The 17,542-nt window shown below is 65.9% G+C and carries 18 protein-coding genes and 4 pseudogenes; 9 read left to right on the top strand and 13 right to left on the bottom strand.

Translation table 11 applies throughout. The features are described 5' to 3' along the window. Positions 1-16 precede the first annotated feature (16 nt). The 3 genes from cofC (at position 17) to BLW38_RS13090 (ending at position 3,000) form a co-directional block, all read left to right on the top strand. Entirely contained in the window at positions 17-685 is a 669-nt protein-coding gene (gene cofC / locus BLW38_RS13080) for a 2-phospho-L-lactate guanylyltransferase (protein ID WP_092817662.1), read from the top strand. 102 nt (positions 686-787) lie between these two features. Beyond that, the gene (gene cofG, locus BLW38_RS13085; RefSeq protein ID WP_092817679.1) at positions 788-2,032 is read left to right on the top strand and encodes a 7,8-didemethyl-8-hydroxy-5-deazariboflavin synthase subunit CofG; all 1,245 of its coding nucleotides are present in this window, start codon (positions 788-790) and stop codon (positions 2,030-2,032) included. A gap of 107 nt (positions 2,033-2,139) precedes the next feature. Beyond that, positions 2,140-3,000, top strand: a complete 861-nt coding sequence (locus BLW38_RS13090) for a mechanosensitive ion channel family protein (protein ID WP_092817663.1) — start codon at positions 2,140-2,142, stop codon at positions 2,998-3,000. 50 nt (positions 3,001-3,050) lie between these two features. On the opposite strand, the gene BLW38_RS13095 is transcribed toward BLW38_RS13090, so the two are convergent. Together BLW38_RS13095 and BLW38_RS13100 are read right to left on the bottom strand one after the other, a co-directional pair. Continuing rightward, positions 3,051-3,413: a hypothetical protein gene (locus BLW38_RS13095; RefSeq protein WP_092817664.1), complete on the bottom strand. Its 363-nt coding sequence runs from the start codon at positions 3,411-3,413 to the stop codon at positions 3,051-3,053. An 83-nt stretch (positions 3,414-3,496) separates the two neighbouring features. Then, entirely contained in the window at positions 3,497-5,428 is a 1,932-nt protein-coding gene (locus BLW38_RS13100; RefSeq protein ID WP_092817665.1) for an aldehyde ferredoxin oxidoreductase family protein, read from the bottom strand. A gap of 440 nt (positions 5,429-5,868) precedes the next feature. On the opposite strand from BLW38_RS13100, the gene BLW38_RS13105 reads away from it, so the two are divergent. After that, complete coding sequence (locus BLW38_RS13105; protein WP_092817680.1) at positions 5,869-6,681, top strand: DICT sensory domain-containing protein; 813 nt, start codon at positions 5,869-5,871, stop codon at positions 6,679-6,681. Position 6,682: 1 nt separating this feature from the next. Here the strand turns inward: BLW38_RS13105 and BLW38_RS13110 are convergent, their stop codons facing one another. Next, the gene (locus BLW38_RS13110) at positions 6,683-7,027 is read right to left on the bottom strand and encodes a DUF5802 family protein (protein ID WP_092817666.1); all 345 of its coding nucleotides are present in this window, start codon (positions 7,025-7,027) and stop codon (positions 6,683-6,685) included. Positions 7,028-7,190: 163 nt separating this feature from the next. Here BLW38_RS13110 and BLW38_RS13115 point away from each other — a divergent pair, with 163 nt between their 5' ends. Next, the gene (locus tag BLW38_RS13115) at positions 7,191-7,640 is read left to right on the top strand and encodes a universal stress protein (RefSeq protein WP_092817667.1); all 450 of its coding nucleotides are present in this window, start codon (positions 7,191-7,193) and stop codon (positions 7,638-7,640) included. A gap of 82 nt (positions 7,641-7,722) precedes the next feature. Here BLW38_RS13115 and BLW38_RS13120 read toward each other — a convergent pair whose 3' ends face one another. Further along, positions 7,723-8,817, bottom strand: a complete 1,095-nt coding sequence (locus tag BLW38_RS13120) for an IS630 family transposase (RefSeq protein ID WP_092817668.1) — start codon at positions 8,815-8,817, stop codon at positions 7,723-7,725. 253 nt (positions 8,818-9,070) lie between these two features. On the opposite strand from BLW38_RS13120, the pseudogene BLW38_RS13125 reads away from it, so the two are divergent. Continuing rightward, positions 9,071-9,433 (top strand): annotated as a pseudogene (locus BLW38_RS13125) (hypothetical protein); the annotation flags it as partial. A gap of 44 nt (positions 9,434-9,477) precedes the next feature. Here BLW38_RS13125 and BLW38_RS13130 read toward each other — a convergent pair. Continuing rightward, entirely contained in the window at positions 9,478-10,035 is a 558-nt protein-coding gene (locus tag BLW38_RS13130) for a peptidylprolyl isomerase (protein WP_092817669.1), read from the bottom strand. Positions 10,036-10,129: 94 nt separating this feature from the next. Here BLW38_RS13130 and BLW38_RS13135 point away from each other — a divergent pair, with 94 nt between their 5' ends. Further along, complete coding sequence (locus BLW38_RS13135; protein WP_092817670.1) at positions 10,130-11,434, top strand: 5'-deoxyadenosine deaminase; 1,305 nt, start codon at positions 10,130-10,132, stop codon at positions 11,432-11,434. A 22-nt stretch (positions 11,435-11,456) separates the two neighbouring features. Here the strand turns inward: BLW38_RS13135 and BLW38_RS13140 are convergent, their stop codons facing one another. The 5 genes from BLW38_RS13140 to BLW38_RS13160 form a co-directional block, all read right to left on the bottom strand. Next, the gene (locus BLW38_RS13140; protein ID WP_092817671.1) at positions 11,457-11,981 is read right to left on the bottom strand and encodes a Tfx family DNA-binding protein; all 525 of its coding nucleotides are present in this window, start codon (positions 11,979-11,981) and stop codon (positions 11,457-11,459) included. 78 nt (positions 11,982-12,059) lie between these two features. Beyond that, positions 12,060-12,551, bottom strand: coding sequence for a TRAM domain-containing protein (locus tag BLW38_RS13145; RefSeq protein ID WP_092817672.1), 492 nt, complete (start codon positions 12,549-12,551; stop codon positions 12,060-12,062). Positions 12,552-12,627: 76 nt separating this feature from the next. Beyond that, a complete protein-coding gene (locus BLW38_RS13150) occupies positions 12,628-13,071 on the bottom strand; it encodes a CopG family ribbon-helix-helix protein (protein ID WP_092817673.1) in 444 nt (147 codons plus the stop codon). 82 nt (positions 13,072-13,153) lie between these two features. After that, a complete protein-coding gene (locus tag BLW38_RS13155) occupies positions 13,154-13,591 on the bottom strand; it encodes a hypothetical protein (protein ID WP_245710223.1) in 438 nt (145 codons plus the stop codon). Continuing rightward, a complete protein-coding gene (locus BLW38_RS13160) occupies positions 13,581-14,621 on the bottom strand; it encodes a zinc-binding dehydrogenase (protein WP_092817675.1) in 1,041 nt (346 codons plus the stop codon). Before BLW38_RS13160 ends, BLW38_RS13155 begins: the two co-directional genes overlap by 11 nt. Positions 14,622-14,774: 153 nt before the next feature. Between BLW38_RS13160 and BLW38_RS13165 the strand changes: the two genes are divergently transcribed. Then, positions 14,775-15,632 carry a DUF7847 domain-containing protein gene (locus tag BLW38_RS13165; protein ID WP_092817676.1) on the top strand — a complete coding sequence of 286 codons (858 nt, stop codon included), beginning with the start codon at positions 14,775-14,777 and terminating at the stop codon, positions 15,630-15,632. Positions 15,633-15,766: 134 nt separating this feature from the next. Here the strand turns inward: BLW38_RS13165 and BLW38_RS13170 are convergent, their stop codons facing one another. The 3 genes and pseudogenes from BLW38_RS13170 to BLW38_RS16550 all read right to left on the bottom strand — a co-directional run. Next, complete coding sequence (locus BLW38_RS13170; RefSeq protein WP_092817677.1) at positions 15,767-16,201, bottom strand: PIN domain-containing protein; 435 nt, start codon at positions 16,199-16,201, stop codon at positions 15,767-15,769. Positions 16,202-16,267: 66 nt separating this feature from the next. Then, positions 16,268-16,510: pseudogene (locus BLW38_RS13175) on the bottom strand (AbrB/MazE/SpoVT family DNA-binding domain-containing protein); the annotation flags it as partial. 101 nt (positions 16,511-16,611) lie between these two features. Then, a pseudogene (locus BLW38_RS16550) lies at positions 16,612-16,862 on the bottom strand (transposase); the annotation flags it as partial. Between BLW38_RS16550 and BLW38_RS13180 the strand changes: the two are divergent. Continuing rightward, positions 16,851-17,132 (top strand): annotated as a pseudogene (locus BLW38_RS13180) (SDR family oxidoreductase); the annotation flags it as partial. The pseudogenes BLW38_RS16550 and BLW38_RS13180 sit on opposite strands and share 12 nt — an antisense overlap. Between the last annotated feature and the right edge of the window lie 410 nt (positions 17,133-17,542).

Below are 17,542 nucleotides of genomic sequence, written 5' to 3' on the forward strand. Positions count from 1 at the left end.
GCCCGCCGGGTTTCCGATGGACGTTTTCGTTCCGTTCGCCGCCCACCGCCCGAAGACCCGGCTATCGGGCACGTTCACGATCGAGGAGCGGCGCGCGTTTGCGGATGCGATGCTTGGTGACGTGCTCACGGCGGTCCAGTCTGCGGGTGGATCCCCGACCGTCCTCGCCGACCGTCCGATCGATCTCACGACGAGGGTCGGAGCCGAGGTCGCGACGGACGTCGCGGTCCGTGTCGACGACCGCGATCTGAGCCCGGCAGTCAACGCGGTGCTCGCCGATGCGGTCTCCAACACCACCGATGACGCGGTCGCGGTCGTGATGAGCGATCTGGCGATCGCCACGCCCGACTCTCTCCGTCGACTCTTCGTGGCCGACGGCGACGTCGTGATCGCCCCCGGACGGGGCGGCGGAACGAACGCGCTCGTCGTCCGTGACCCGGCCTTTCGGGTCGATTATCACGGCGTCTCGCTCCGGGACCACCGCCGGATCGCGGCCGACGTCGGCGCGACGGTGACCGAGCTGGACTCCCACCGGCTCGCCTCGGACGTCGACGAGCGGGGCGACCTCACCGAGGTGCTCCTCCACGGCACCGGGGCAGCACGACGCTGGCTCGTGGACGCCGGATTCGAACCGTCAAGCGCGGCCGAGGCCCGCGCCGGCGTCCGCCGACGAACTGACGACTGAGGTCGACCACCGGGACTCGGACGTCGATGGCCCGGACTGAGCGTTGACGACCGATCCGCACACACCGATCGGGTTTTGTGGATCGACCGTCGAGTGGGACTCGTGTTCCCCGCGGCCGACGAGTACGACGTCGAGATCACCGTCGACCCCGAGGCGGTCGACCGTCTGCTCACGGTCACGCCCGCGGACGTCGATCCCGCTGCCGAACTCACGTTCTCCCGAAACGTCTTCCTCCCGTTGACGACCGCGTGTCGGTACACCTGTACGTACTGTACCTACTATGACGTTCCCGGCGAGGCGAGCCTGATAACCCCCGAGGAGGTGCGCGAGCAGTGCCGGATCGGCGCCGATGCCGGCTGTACTGAGGCCCTGTTCACGTTCGGCGACGCTCCGGACGAGCGATACACGGCCATCCACGACCAGCTCGACGACTGGGGCCACGACTCGATCCTCGAATACCTCCGGGAGGCGTGTACGATCGCCCTGGATGAGGGACTGCTCCCTCACTCGAATCCCGGCGACCTCACCGAAGCGGGCTTCGAGACCGTTCGGGACGTGAACGCCTCGATGGGCGTGATGCTCGAGACGACCGCCGACGTCGACGCCCACGCCGGCGGACGGCGAAAGACCCCCGGCCAGCGGCTCAACACGATCCGGGCGGCCGGTCGGTTGGGCGTCCCCTTCACCACCGGGATCCTCGTCGGGATCGGCGAGGACTGGCGGGACCGCGCCGAGAGCCTGCTGGCGATCCGTGAGCTCCACGAGCGGTACGGGCACGTCCAGGAGGTGATCGTCCAGAACGTCGTCCCGAACGAGCGGTCGGACTTCGAGCGCCCGAGCGTCGAGACGATGCGTCGGGTGGTCGCGATGGCCCGGGCGGCGCTCCCGGAGTCGGTCTCCGTGCAGGTACCGCCGAACCTGACGCCCGCCGCCGAACTCGTCGACTGCGGGATCGACGACCTCGGCGGCGTCTCGCCGGTCACGGACGATTACATCAACCCGGAATACGCCTGGCCGGGCCTCGAGGAACTGCGTGCGGTCGCCGACGCCGGCGGGATGACGCTTCACGAACGGCTGCCGACACACGACCGGTACCTTCCCGACGACGTTCGGCGTACCGGGGTCGATCCGGCGCCCGACCCGTCCGCCGCGGGAGCCCGCGATGTGACGGCGTCGAGCGGCGCAGCTGCCGGAACCGTGACCGGGATGGACGGCACGACCGGGTCGGGGGACGGAACCGACGCCGAGTGGGTCCCGCCCCGGATCCGCGATCGGATCCGAGCCGCCGACGTTCACGGACGTCGATTCCGACGGGTTGCCGACCGCAACGCGCCACTCGAGGCGTGATCGGATGGCGCGAAAACCGAAGGTCCAGTCCTGCGGGACCGACGTCCGTCTCCGGTCGGAACCCGTCTGCCGTACTTTCTTGACGCCGGCACCCGAACCGGGCCGTGATGGCCGTCACGCTACAAGTCGATGCGGTGGTGGAGTCGATCGACCTCGCGAGGATCGGGGTCTCGATCGCGTCGTTCGTCGTCGGGTTCCTGGTGGCCCTGATCGTTGGGCGATTCGTCATCGTCCCGGGCGTTCGGCGGGTGCTCGAGGCGCGGTCGTTCGACCGGGCGGTCGTGAGCCTCGCGACGAGCGTCGCGAAGGCCGTCGTCTGGATCGGCGGGCTGGCGATCGGGTTGACGGTCGCGGGCTACGGGGCGTTCCTCTCGGCGTTCGCCGTCTTCGGCAGCGCGATCGCGCTGGCGGTCGGCTTCGCCGCACAGGACCTCCTCGGCAACTTCGTCGCCGGGATCTTCATCCTGAAGGACAAGCCCTTCGAGGTCGGCGACTGGATCGAGTGGGACGGTAACAGCGGGCGCGTTGAGGACATCGACCTCCGCGTCTCGCGAATCCGGACCTTCGACAACGAGCGTGTCACCGTCCCGAACGGCGATCTGGCCAACACGGCGGTGACGAATCCCGTCGCCTACGAGACGCTGCGCCAGCGGTTCGTCTTCGGCATCGGCTACGACGACGACATCGACCACGCCACCGACATCATCCTCGAGGCGGCGCGAGCCCACGAGGAGATCCTCGACGACCCCGGCGTCTCCGTCCGGCTCGTCGAGCTGGGCGACTCCGCGGTCGGTCTCCAGTCGCGATGGTGGATCGAGGATCCGGACCGGGGCGACTTCGTGCGCGTCCGCTCGGAGTACGTCCAGGCCGTCAAGGAACGGTTCGACCAGGACGGGATCGATATGCCCTACGTCCACCGCGAGCTCACCGGCAGCGTCGAGGTGCTCGAGACCGTCGCCGAGAACTGAGGCTCGCGGATCGTTTCGATCGTCGGCGGGCAGTCGGTTGTTCAGCCGGCTCACTCGCTCGACCGTCCACGGAGCACCGCGACCACTACCCCGACCAGCAGCGCGACCGCGATCGCCGTCGTCGTTGAGAGGACGCCGCGGGTCGCCGCGATCGCGTATCTGACCCCGGCAAGCGCGAGGAACGTGGGGCCGACCGCCGCGGTTCCCTCGAGGGCCGCCCTGACTGACTGCGAACGGGTTCCGTAGATCCGGGCCGTCGCCGTCGCGACGATCGCGCCCGCGAGGATGCCGGTCGGGAGTCCGATCAGCACCGAGAAGGCGATCCGTGCCTCGAGCAATCCCGTCACGGCACCCGCGACGACGAGGACCGTCGTCGTTGCGACGCCGACGGAAACCGGAATCCGGGGCTTCATACGGGTTCTTCGGGCGATGTCGGCAAAAAATGTGTGGCCGTATCCGATTCCCGGACGATCCGGCGCGGCGGCCGCCGGATGACTCAGTCGTCGGCGGGCGCGGTGCCCTCGCCGCTCGTGACGCCGGTTCCGGGGCCGACCTCGATGTCGAGATCCTCGAGTTTCTCCTCGGGGACGACGCCGTCGACCCAGCCGCGGACCTCGTAGTACTCCGCCTTCATCTCGTCGAGCTCACACAGCTCGCCCTCGCTTGCGCCCTGCCCGGGGATCGCGTCCGGGTGGCCGTCGAGGAAGCGGTTGGGGAGCGTGTCGTCGTCGCCGTCGAAGCCGGCGAGGTTGTTGTAGTAGCGCTCGAGGTTGTAGACCCGCTCGCCGGCGGCGAACAGGTCGTCCTCGCTGACGTCGCGGCCCGTGATGCCGTTGTACTGGAGCACGTACTCCTCGATCCCCTCGGCGAAGGCGTTGAACTTGCAGATGTCGAAGGAGTCGGAGATCGCGTGCAGGTCCTGGAAGGTGGCGGTGAGTTCGCCCTTGCCCTCCCACTCGTAGGGATCGACCTTCTCCGGGACGCCGAGGATCTCGGCGGCCGGCGTGTAACCGCGGAGGTGGCACGCACCGCGGTTGGAGGTCGCGTACGCGATGCCCATCCCCTTCATACAGCGCGGGTCGTAGGCCGGGATCGTCTGGCCCTTGACCGAGAGCTTGTTGTCGTGGGCGCCGACCTCGTCGGCGATACGCTCTGCACCCTCCGCGAGGAGGTCGCCGAGGTCGCTGTCGCGGTGGGCGACGTCGGTGATGAGGTCGACCATCGCCTCGGAGTCACCCCACTCGAGGTCGCCGTACTCCTCGAGTTTGCCCTGCTCGGACATCTCCATGGCCATCGCCATCATGTTGCCGACCTCGATGGTGTCGATGCCGACGTCGTTACACCGGTCGATCATCAGGGCGATGTCGTCGCGCTCGGAGTGGCCCGAGTTCGGGCCGAGCGCGAACGCCGACTCGTACTCGTAGGACTCCATCCGGACGTTCATGTCCTCGCCTTTGTGCATCGTCTGCACCTCGACCTCCTTCTTGCAGGCGACCGGACAGGAGTGACAGGTCGGTTCGTCGACGAGGATGTTCTCCCGGACGTTCTCCCCGGAGACGCGCTCGGCGTCGATGTCGACGCCCTCGGCGTCCTCGTAGCTGCGCGTCGAGGTGTATTTCCCGTTCTTCGTCGGGAGCCCGTCCATCTCCTCGGTGATGTTCATCAGGACGTTCGTCCCGTACATCGAGAGGCCGCCCTCGTTGGGTGCGGTGACGTCGGACTCCTGGATGACCTGCATCGACTGCTGGTGGCCCTCCTTGAAGGTATCTGGGTCGGCCGGGGCCGGCATGTTCGTCCCGGATTTGATCACAACGGCCTTGACGTTCTTCGAGCCCATCACGCAGCCGGTGCCGCCGCGCCCGGAGGCGCGGTCGTCCTCGTTGACGACGCAGGCGTACCGGACGCCGTTCTCGCCACCAGGACCGATCGCCATCACGGAGACGTTTCGACCGACGGTTCCCTCGACCTCCTCGCCGATCGTGTCGATCGTCTCGTGGACGCCCTTCCCCCACAGATGGTCGGCGTCACGGACCTCGACGTCGCCGTCCTCCACGTAGAGGTAGACGGGCTCGTCGCTGGCTCCGTCGAGCAGCAGGCCGTCCATTCCGGCCCACTTCAGCCGCGCGCCCGACCAGCCGCCGTGATGGGAGTCGGTAACGGTCCCCGTCAACGGGGACTTCGTCACGAGCGCGATCCGGCCGCTCATCACGGCCTGGGTGCCGGTGAGCGGCCCGGTCATGAACGCCAGCCGGTTTTCCGGGGAGTCCGGGTCGACGTCGGCGCCCTTCTCGAAGACGTATTTTACCCCCAGGCCGCGCGCGCCGATGTACTTCTTCGCGTCCTCGTCGTCGATCCCCTCATAGGAGACGGACCCCTCCGAGAGGTCGATCTGTGCCACGCGGTCACGGTAGCCGCCGAATTCAGTCATGTAAGTCTCGTTCGTTATATACGGTCGCTAACCTGTTAGCTGTTCACATAGTGTTGTAACCAATATACATTACATCGGTGACGGGACCGCTCCGCGATCGAAGACTCGGGAGGTCGCGATTTCGGTCGCGTCGATCGTGAACGTGGACGCGGCGGGTCGGGTCCCCCGGTATGGGGGATCGTCGCAGGAAGCGACCCGGACCGATCGGTGGAACGGGATCGATGCGGACGGTCGATCCTCCGTCGTGGTGTGAGCTCGAGACGGACTCGGAACCCGACCATCCGGCCGAAATCACCTCTGCTTCGACGTAAACGGCTTCGTACGCGCCGGGAACGCGAATCGTGGGTCCACGTCCATCCCCTCGCAGTCTTTCGAGATCCGCCCATCAGTGCAGGCGACTCGAGACAGCATTTATGTACGCGGCACCCGGTGATACGGTGATGACCGGCTCGATGCGTGCGTTCATCGATCGGCTCGATCCGCCCGAACGCTCGCTCGTGATCGTGAACCGGTCGGCACCCGACGCTGCACGGCGGCTTCTCGATGACCTCTTCGACACTCAGCCCGTCGCGATCGACGAGCTCGATCGGCTCGGCGAGGAGACCGAGTCGGACGTCGTGGCGCTCGTCGAGGACGGGGAGATCATCGAGCGCTCGACCGTGGATGAGCTGCTCTCGACGATCCTCCTCGTCAACTCGGACCTGTATAAAACCGGTAGTCGTGGACTCGAGGACGTCGAACTCCCGGCAGTACTGGCCGGACTGACCGACGTGCCGTTTCGGCTCCGTGGCTATCCGGAATCGAACAAGGAGAAGCTGCTATTGATAACGGTCTCCCGGGTCATCGAACGGCGCGCGGCCGAGGCCGGCTCGGGTACCCTCCGGTCGTCGTTTCAGTACCTCTCGCGGCTCGACGACGAGGCCGGGACGCGGACGGTCTACGAGACGGTCGGGCGAACCGGTACCGACGTGCACGTCTACGGCGTCGACGACTGGGACCCCCCCACACAACTGCCCGTCACCGTTCACGGCGGAACCTCCGAGGAATATCGGCGGTCCTGGTTCGTCGTCTTCCGCCCGGACGACGCCGACGCCGCCGAACGCCCGGAGACGATGGACGAGGCCGGTACGACTGACTCCGGCCACGCGGCGCTCGTCGCGCTCGAGGACGAACGGAACGTGTGGGACGGGTTCTGGACCTATCGGCCGACCGTGGTCGCGGAGATCGACGACTACCTCCAGCGCGCGCTGTGACTCACACCCCGGCGTCCGGCTGCCACCCCTCCAACTGGAGCAGGTCGGCGGCCCGGTCGGCGTCGGCAAGCAGCACGTTCCGTTCGGAGGGCAGCGTTTCGTCCGCGATCTCGTCGGGAACGACGAGGGTGCCGCTGGGGACCGACTCATCGCCGTCGACCGGGATGTGACCGGTGTCGAGTTTCATCACGAGCGGGGCATCGAGACGTTCAACCCCCTCACCGATCGCATACAGCTGTTCGTTGACGCGCTCGTGGTCGGCGCGCTGGATGAGCGCGCGGTCGCCGTCGTGGGGCTCGACGTACAGCGTTCCGAGGTAGTAGCCGCTTGAGAAGCGTTCGAACATCTGTGCGTGTTATTCTCACACGCGATAGCTAATAAGCTTTGTCGGAAACGTTTTTGCGGACCGCAATACGGCGGCCCGGATCGGTGGGATACGTTCGCCGGCCGTTCCCAGACGGTGGATCCGGGGTGACATTTTAAGCGGTCTCCGGCCGAACGGCAAACTGATGTACGATCGGATCCTGCTGCCGACTGACGGAAGCGAGGGCGTCGACCGCGCGACCACCCACGCGATCGACGCGGCCAACCGGTACGACGCCGAGCTACACGTCCTCTTCGTCGTCGACGAAAGCGTCATCAACGCCTACCCGGGAGACGAGTTCGTCCACGAGTTCGAGGGCATCGAGCAGACGCTTGAGGACGTCGGCGAGGAAGCCGTCGATCGGGTGCGCGAGGCCGCCGCGGACGCGGGCCTCCAGAACGTCGTCACGTCCGTGACCCACGGCGAGCCCCACGAGGAGATCCTCCGGTACATCGACGAGGAGGACATCGATCTCACCGTGATGGGAACGACGGACCGGCCCGGCGAGTACCGACGGCTGCTCGGGTCGGTGACCGAACGCGTTGCCCGGCGCTCGAGCACGCCCGTCAGTATCGTCAAAACGACCGTCGAGTAGGGTTCGGGCGGGTCTGTCCGTCGTTACGGAAAATTCGAGGCGAAAGCCTCGCCCTTCAGGGCGTCACCAGAACGCTTAATGATTAAGATAACATTTGAAAGTCAAGGAACTGTTCGCACCACTTCTTTGCGAAGCTGACGCGTTTCGTTATTTTCTCGAAAGTTTCCTGAACGAGGTCTTTGAATTCCGCTTCGCTCTCAACGACGATTGGTGCCATCGTCCATTTGAGATACTTCCAAACTTGCTCGATTGGGTCCAGGTGCGGTGAGCTTGATGGAATGAAAATCAGGTCAATCCCGAGTTGATGCGCACGCTTGCGCGTGTATTCACATCTATGTGAACCGTGCTTGTCCAAGACGAGCAGAATCCGCTTGCCGGGATTCTGCTCGCGGATCTTCTCTAATACCCCGCAAATCTGCTCTTTCTCTTCGTTTTCAGTGAACGTTACCAGACTCTCACCGTTGAGGGCGTAGAATCCGACCGCAGAATCGTGTGTCTTGACTAACTCCCGTTCGATGTGGGGGTCGTCAACGTACCAAACACGTCGCGAATTATCGTACGGCTGTGGCTTCGATGCATCAAAAAACCCGAGGACGGTACCGCCATCAGTGCAAATATTATCCTCAACAATCCACCCTTCTTCCTCTTCTCCCTCACGTTTGTTGTGTGGCTGGTCGTCCTCGTCGAGCGCGTCGTCGACGCGCTCTTCGAGGATTTCATCAGGATTCTCTGGCCGATGTGGACGCTTTGGTCGTGGTTTCGCGTACGAGAGACCGAGTTCCCGAAGGAAGGTACCGAGGTAGTTTGGGCTGTAGGAAACGCCAAATTCCTCCTGAAGAAGATGCTGAATCTCCTGTGATTTCCACGGTTGGCCGTCACGAAGCATTTCCACCAGCTCGTCTTGCTCATCCTCGTCGAGTTTCGGGGGCCGGCCGCCCCCGAAACTCGGCATCAGCCCTTCTAAGCCGTCCTCGTTCCAAGCATCCGCCCAGCGACCACCGGTGGCGGCCGACCGACCTTCGCGGTCGGCGGCCTCCGGAATTGAGTCGCCCTTGTAGAGATTCTTCAAAAACCCAAGACGGCGGACGTGGTGATCGTCTTCAGCCTCACGTAGCAGTTCATCGATTTCTTCCTCAGTCAAGTGATGCTCAATCTCCTTTCGACGTGAGCGCTCCATTACTCATCTATCAAGCTTAACTAACAAAAGTTTTCGTACTCATTAAGCGTCTCGTCAACGCTGTATCCCCTTCCTACTGCGCTACTCAGAACGCGGAGCGTTCTGATGTGCGAACGAGAGCTTCGCTCTCGTTAACGCTACTCAGTCGCTTCGCTCTCTGCGTTGTCGTCCGAAAATCTTCGATTTTCGTGATCACGAGAGAGCGAAGCTCTCTCGAACGACTCCTTGAGGAAGGGGACTTAGCGCCTAATTCCAGTTAAACCTGGTCGTCGACCGTCTGAACAGTCGACGGGATGCGTACGCCTTTCGAATGGTCGATGTCCGTGGAGAGTGGGACAACAGTATCCAGAAGTTCTGTCTGATCGCGGACATCGTGACATCCCTCGTCGGCGTTGCCGAACGGGAGCCGAGCGACTTCCTCGTCGAACAGGGGTTGCTCGTCGGGACGACCGAGTATTTCTCCAAGACCCACGTTCTCAAACGAGTGTACGACGACGAGGGGCATCCGTTCGGCTGGATGCAAGACGGCGTCTTCGAGCTGTTCGACCGGGACGGACGGTTGTATCGCTGGCAGTCCGAAGAAACCCTCATTGCGGTGACTGAATCCCTTCCGTGACGGCCAGCGTAGGCCCTTCCAGTGGGACCTTGTCTCCAGGGGTTCTACCGCTCGATCGTGACCGACTCGATCGCGGCGTCGGTCATCGGCGCGTCCTGGCGGTCGGTCGGGAGCGAGCCGACTTCCTCGACGACGTCCATCCCGTCGACGACCTCGCCGAAGACCGCGTGTTTGCCGTCGAGGTGCGGCTGGGCGTCCAGGGTGATGAAGAACTGCGAGCCGTTCGTGTTCGGGCCGGAGTTGGCCATCGAGAGGATCCCCGCGCCGTCGTGTGTGAGCTCGTCGTGGAACTCGTCGTCGAACTGGTAGCCGGGGCCGCCGCGGCCGGTGCCGGTCGGGTCCCCGCCCTGGATCATAAAGTCGCCGATGATCCGGTGGAACTCGACGTCGCTGTAGAGGGGATCGATGCGCTTCTCGCCGGAGTCGGGGTCCTCCCACGCGCCGGTCCCGGGGGCGATCTCGGTGTTCTCGTAGTCGTTCGCGCCCTCCGCGAGGCCGATGAAGTTCTCGACCGTTCGGGGTGCCCGCTCCGCGAAGAGCTCGACCTCGATGTCGCCGTGCGTGGTGTGCAGCGTCGCCGTCGGATTGTCGTCGGCCGTCATACGTTCCGATCGGCGCGGCGGCCGGAAAACGCTGCCCATTCGGGACGTGGCGATCGCCCACCTTCTTAAGCCGCGACCCCCTGCTCATTGAGGGATGTTGATCACGGGAACGGTCGTCGTGGACGCCGAAACGGTCATCGAGGACGGCGCGGTCCGGGTCTCGGGATCGCGGATCGACGCCGTCGGGGAGCGCGCATCGCTCGTCGACCGCTACCCCGACGACGAACGGCGAACGGTCGACGTCGTCGCCCCGGGGCTCGTCGGGGCGCACGTCCACTCGGTCCAGTCGCTCGGCCGGGGGATCGCCGACGACGCGGCGCTGCTCGAGTGGCTCTTCGACCACGTGCTGCCGATGGAGGCGACGATGGACGCGGACGCCACCCGGACCGCCGCCGAGCTGGGGTATCTCGAGTGCATCGAGTCCGGCACGACGACGGTCCTCGATCACCTGACGGTCGACCACTCGGCGGCCGCCTTCGAGGCGGCTCGCGAGCTGGGGATCCGGGGTCGGCTCGGGAAGGTCCTGATGGACACCGACTCGCCGGACGGGCTCGAACAGGACACGGAGACGGCGCTTGCGGAGACGGAGTCGTTGATCCGCGAGTACCACGGCACCGCCGATGGCCGGCTTCAGTATGCGATCACGCCGCGGTTCGCCCTCTCGTGTACCGAGGCGTGCTTGCGGGGCTGCCGGGATCTCGCGGATCGATATCACGACGTCCGGATCCACACGCACGCCAGCGAGAACCGCGACGAGATCGCCGCGGTCGAGCGCGCGACCGGAATGCGGAACGTCCACTGGCTCGACGAGGTGGGGCTGACCGGGCCGGACGTCACGCTCGCCCACTGCGTCCACACCGACGAGACCGAGCGCGAGGTCCTCGCGGAGACGGACACCGTGGTCACGCACTGTCCCTCCTCGAACATGAAGCTGGCAAGCGGGGTGGCGCCGATCGCCGACTACCTCGACCGGGGGATCACGGTGGCGCTCGGCAACGACGGCCCGCCGTGCAACAACACGCTCGACCCGTTCACCGAGATGCGGCAGGCGAGCCTCCTCGGGAAGGTGGACGCACACGACCCGACGCGACTGCCCGCCGCGACCGTCCTCCGGATGGCCACCGAGGCCGGCGCTCGAGCGGCCGGCTTCGACCGGATCGGCGCGCTCCGGGAGGGATACCGCGCCGACGTGATCGGGCTCACGACCGAACCCACGCGGGCGACGCCCGTCCACGATCCGGTCTCACACCTGGTCTACGCGGCCCACGGCGACGACGTGACGCTGACGGTGATCGACGGCGAGGTTCGCTACGCCGACGGCGAGCACGTAGACGTCGACGCCGCCGCGATCCGGGAGCGTGCACGTCGCCACGCCGAGCGCGTCGTGTCGTCGGCGTGAGACGGGATCGCGATCCCGGGCCTCAGGGATGCCGAACGCGAACCGTTCCGTCGCCGCTCACCGTGACGAAGAGCCGGCGTCGGACCTCCCGTCCGTGGACCGCATCTCCGGCCGCGTCGCTGACGACCTTCATCAGCTCCGGCGCGGTACGGTTGACCTTCACGCCCGCCTCGTCGCAGGCGTCATAGACCCGTCCTGGGACGTCATAGAGGTCGGTACCGGCGGGAATCTCCACGCGGACCGGCGCCGACAGCGCCTCGATGAAGGCGATCGTCTCGCGGGCCTTGTCGACGTTCTCGCGGGCGCTTGCCTCGACGCTCGAGACGTTCGCGCGGGAGGTTCCGAGCAGGTTCGCGATCGCCGACTGCTTCAGGCCGCGTTCGCGCAACACGAGTACCTCCGCCTGCCGGCGGGTGAGCACGCCGTCGTCGGCGTCGAACCCGACGCGGTCGAGCAGCGCATCGATGTCGACGGCTGTGGGGTCCTCGTCCCCGCCGGCGTCCGCGGGCGTCTCGCCGGCCGTCTCGCCGGCGTCGTCTCGAGTCATGACTCACCGAAGGCGGGCGACCCGGAAAAAGGTACAGTACGGACTGTCCGGCGCCCCCATATGGGGACTGCAGCGGCCTTATCGGCCCCAGAAGTTCTCGCGACTGCCGAGACGTTCGCGGGCGGGATCCTGGTTGCGCGATCGGTCGTCCTCCTCATCGTCCACCGACCCGCCGTCAGCCTCGTCGGGATCGCCGTCAGCCTCGTCGGGATCGCCGTCAGCCTCGTCGGGATCGTCCGGCAGCCGCTCGACGACCTCCTTGGCGGTGGCGTGGTTCGACTGGACGCGGTGGATACGCACCTTCGCGCGGGCCGGCGGGAGCACGCCGTCGACGAGGATGATGAAGCCGTCGTCGGTCCGCCCGACGCCGGCTCCGCTCTCGTGGATGTCGTCGACCTCGACGACGACCTCCTCGCCGGGCTGAACGGGCTGACGCTTCAGCTCGTGAATGGGCATATCGTAGTGTTGACACCACTCGGCTCCCCCGCGGTTGCCGTAGTGTTGACACCCCATTCCCTGGATCCGTTCTTCGAAACTGGGGCAGTCGTCGGCGAGTGGACAGTCCGCCATAGCCGCCTGTAGCCGGCGTTCGCTCTTTATGGTTCCGACTGGGTCCCCCAGCGGCGAATCGCCATCGCCTCCCGGATCAGGCGTCGTCGGCGCCGGCGTCGGCCGTGGCCGGTCCGAACTCGTCGACCGGCATCACGCTGTAGTCCACCGAAAGCGTGTCCGTCGTGGCGCGGATCTTGCCGACGAACGTCGAGATCGACTCGAGATCGCCCTCGAGCACGAACAGCTCCATACAGTAGTGGGCGCCGACGTGGCTGTGGAAGTTGGAGGCCACGAGGTGTTCGTGTTCGTGGCGCAGCCGCATCATCCGCTCCTCGACGCTCGTCGTCTCGTAGTTGAAAAGCACCGTAACGACGGCCATCAGGTCTCGATCCTCGAGGCGGACGTCCTCGAACTCCCCCAGCAGGTTCCGGGAAGCCTCCCGTATCACCTCGCTGCGTCCGGTGTAGCCGTGGTCCTCGGAGAAGGAATCGATCCGATCGAGCAGCTCCTCGGGCATCGACACGCTGACGACGGTCATATGTTACCGACGGCGCCGCGAGTTGTTAAGGATTAGTGGATACGCGGTGGGTGTCGTGTGGCCGGCTGACGAACTCGCTCACTCACTCGCCGTCGTCGACGCCGTCGGCGTCGTCGGGCGTCGCCGCCGTCATCGACCACACGGCGATGGCGCCGAGCAGCACCGCCGGGATCATCGGGAGCGCGAGGTAGGTCCCGAAGAAGGTGAGCTCGAAGCGACCGAGAACGTATGGATAGAGGTAGATGACGCCCGGAATGAGGAGGGTACAGGTGATCAACGCGATCGTGAGCGCCCAGCCCGCGCGGCCGAATCCGTCCGGCTCCGGTTCCGGCTCGTCGTGTGCGTCTCCGGCGCTGCCGGCAGCTGCCGACGTGTCGGCGTCGGTGACCGCCCCCGTGCCGTCGATGCGGACGGTTCGATCGTCGGCGTCGGGGCTCCGGGTACCGGCGCTCGCATCGTCACGGCTGGTGCCGTCGTCGGTCATCCCGCGGTCGTCCCCGGCAGCGCGGTCATCGTTCACTGTCGGGAATTACGGCTACCTTGCCAAAGCCCTCACGGTCCTCGAGCAGCCGGTGGGCCGCGGCGGTCTCGCTCATCGGGAGGGTCTCGCGGATCCGCGGCTCGAAGGTGCCGTCCCAGACGAGTTCGAGGACGTCGTCGAGCTCCCCGGGCGTCGCCATCGTCGATCCGATCACGGACAGCTGGTTCCAGAAGATCCGGTTGAGCCCGGCGTCGGGGTTCGGCCCGGTCGTCGCGCCGCAGATGACGAGCCGGCCCCCCTTCGCGAGCGAGGCGAGGGAGTCGGGATAGGTGGCCGCGCCGACGTGGTCGACGACGACGTCGACGCCCCGTCCGTCGGTGAGATCCCGGACGCGGTCGGCGAAGTCGGTCGCCTCGTAGTCGATCGTGTGGTCGGCGCCGCAGTCGGCCGCGTGGCGGCGCTTCGCCTCGGTCGAGGCGGTGGCGAACACCTCGCAGCCGGCGTGGGCGGCGATCTGGACCGCCGCGTGCCCGACGCCGCCGGAGGCGCCGAGGACGAGCACGCGCTCACCCGCCGTGACGTCTGCGCGCGTGTGCAGCATTCGCCAGGCGGTTCCGAACACGAGCGGGGCCGCCGCCGCGGTCGGCCAGTCGACGCCCGCGGGCACCGGCACGAGGTTCTCGGCAGGGACCGCCGCCAGCTCGGCGTGGACGCCCGGCCGGTGTTCGCCGATGATCGCAAACTGCGGGCACAGCGTCGGGTCGCCGTCGCGACAGAACTCGCAGGTTCCGCAGGAGACGCCCGACGCGACCGCCACGCGGTCGCCCGGCCCGAAGCGGTCGACGTCCGCGCCGACAGCCTCGACGACCCCGGCCGCGTCACTGCCGGGCGTGTGGGGCAGTTCGAGGTCGATCCCCGGGAGCCCTCGGCGCGTCCACACGTCGAGATGGTTGAGCGCGCCCGCCTTCACGTCGACCAGGACTTCATCGCGTGCCGGCTCCGGGTCCGGAACCTCGGCGTACTCGATCACGTCACGATCGCCGTGATCGGCGAACTGAACCGCGTGCATATCCGTCGTGTCGTCGACCAGGGACTAAACGGTTCGTGTGGAGTACGGTCGGCTTCGCTCCACCGTTTCCCGTCGATCCTCATACCACCCCTCGATCGTGAACCACCTGTCGAAATGCTAAGGTTTAGGAGGTACCGTGGTGATGCCCCGAGTATGGCTGCCCTCCGCTCCCTCCGTCCAGCCGTCGGTGCCCTCACACGCAATCCGATCCTGATCGTTCTGGTCGGGCTCTATGGACTCGTCCAGCTTCCCCAGTTCGCCCTCCAGCAGTCGCAGCCGCTCGTCGCGGCGGCCGTCTCGCTCGGGCTCACCGGGCTGCTGATCCTCTTCGTGCCCTTCTTCCAGGGCGGGATCATCTCGATGGCCGACGAGGCGCTCGCGGGCCGGACCGGCCTCGACGCCTTCATCGCCGCCGGGAAGGCGAACTACGTCAGCCTGCTGGTGGCGTACCTCGCCGTCTTCGCGATCAACCTCGTCTTCGGGTTCGTCGCGTTCGTCGCCGGATTCGTCTTGGTCCTCTTCGGCGGTGCCGGCATCGCGTCGGGGAGCCCCGAACTGGGGCTTGCGACGCTGGCGATCGTCGCGATCGTCGGGCTCCTGTTCGTGCTCGTGTACCTGATCGTCAACTTCGCGATCCAGTTTTACGCCCACGCGATCGTCCTCGACGACGCCGATATCATCGCGGGCTTCAAGCGAAGCGTCGGTCTCGTCCGCCGGAACCTCCTGGGCGTCCTCGGCTACACGGCGGTCCTGATCGCCGGCAGCCTCGTCATCGGCGGCGTGAGCAGCGTCGCCTCGCTCCTCCTGTCGCCCGGACCGAGCGCGCTCCCCCTGCCGGAGGCCTCCCTGCCGCTGCTGGTCGTGGCCGCCGTCGTCTACGTGGGCACGATCGCCGTGGGTGGGGCGTTCTACGCGGCCTACTCGGTGGCGTTCTACCGATCGATCTCCGGAGGCGTCGCCGGCGGTGTCGGCGGTACCGCCGGGGCCGGGACCCCGGGGAGTCGCCTCTAGCGGGCGTCGGTCGTTCCGGCGCGACTATGGCACGCGACGGTCCGTCCCGGCTGCGGCCGGACAACCTCTCAGTTAACCGAAACATCATCCATCCTGGACCCGACCTTTCACCGTCATCGTCTCCTCCATCGGCGTCAGTTTGGGTCGTAGGGATTCGTCGCGGTGTCGAGTCGATAGACGTCCTCAGCTGCGTCGAAGTCATCATCGAACGCATATAGGTAGCCGAGCCCTTCGGTCTGCATATACGCGATGATGCAGGCATCGACGAACGAGAGGGATTCATATTGACGGAAGAGAGCTTTCCCCGTTGTGAGGGCGTCGGCGGTGAGTGAGTCGATGTGGAAGCGGGCGTTCTCTTCGAGGCGATCGAGGAGATCGACGGCTGAGCTATGCCCTGTATGGGTCGTGAGGCCGTTGAGCGTCTCGGCGAGTACGTAGTCGAGAACGACTGCCTCCGGTAGCGTTCCATCGTCGATGCCGTGGAGCACCGGGAGTGCAGCGTCGTGTGAACTATCCCGCCTGTACGCGGCCGCAAACAGGACCGACGTATCGATGAGTGTGCGGGACATCTACTCGACGTCGACGTCACCAGAACGCGAAGCGCTCTGGTTGGCAGACGAGTGCCGTCGGCTCTCGTCGACGCCCCAGGCGTCGTGGTCACTCGTCACATCGGTCGTCTCCGCACCGGCGTAGCCGTCGAAGTCGGCGAATGTGCCCGTTTGCTGTTGGATGATTTCCACCCGAACGCTTCCATCCTCTTCGAGGTGCCAGCGGAGCTGGTCGCCGTCGTCGATCTCGAGTTCACGCCGGATGTGGGCGGGAATGTTTGCCTGATTCCCGGACACCTTGCTTTCGGCGTCGATTCGATCGCTGCTCATATTTTCCGGTAGGTGACCAGCCGTGAAAAGTCTAGTGTGCCGTCACACTACCACTGTAACGGGAGAGACCTTCTGGGAGTGGACATAGACTCATTCTGCGGCCGCTGGGGGCCGTTCTCGTCCTCGCGGACTCCAATGAGGTCGCCGACGTTGATGCGGCACACGCCGTTCTCAACACACCGTTCAACGATGTGTGTCGCTTATGAGTGGAAAACGTGGGTGCGTCGTCCGACCACTTTGTGTGCGGACGAGCCGCTTCCGTCCCACCAGGGTCGTCGCATTTGGCGATCTCCTTGGGGAAGTAGTGGCCGTCCGGTTTCTGGCGGTTTCCGGGGTCCAAGTCGGCGTCCTCGGGCTGACGAAGACTGCCGCCCTCGAGACCGCCGACGTCGACGTGCGCGTGAACGCCGTCTGCCCCTGGTTCATCGAGACGCCGCTGCTCGAGGAAGGCGGCATCACGAGCGATCCCGAGGTCCGCAAGCAGATCGAGGGCCGACACGCGATGAATCGACTCGGCAGGCCCGAGGAAGTCGCAACCGCCGTGACCTGGCTCTGGAGCGACGAGGCGTCCTTCGTCACCGGCGAGGCCCTCGACGTCGACGGCGGCTACCTCAGTCAGTAGCGACGGTGGACGACCAGCGGGTTTGACGGGGGAGTTGTACGGTGATCACGGTTCCGTCATCGTGAGGTGCAGGCGACCCGAGAGCGTGATCGAGACGGTCAGGAAACCGAGTCGGATTGGAACCCGCCGACCATCACGATCGTAGCGATCGTGAGGACCTCGATCGACGTTTTCTCGGGGTCTCTGCCTCATCCCCACGAGGAGTCGTCTGAAGCTCGACCCCGACGCATCCGGGCCTCCATCAGCCGGGATCTTCAACCCCACGAGGATTCGTCTGAAACACGGGTGCCGAACTTAGCCTCACGGTGCCGAATAGGGCTTCAACCCCACGAGGGTTCGTCTGAAACTGTAAGACGTGTGGGTACCGGAGTCAATCGCTCGGCTTCAACCCCACGAGGGTTCGTCTGAAA

It is taken from the genome of Halopenitus malekzadehii (genome assembly GCF_900108505.1).
In the GTDB taxonomy this organism is placed as follows: Archaea; Halobacteriota; Halobacteria; order Halobacteriales; family Haloferacaceae; genus Halopenitus; species Halopenitus malekzadehii.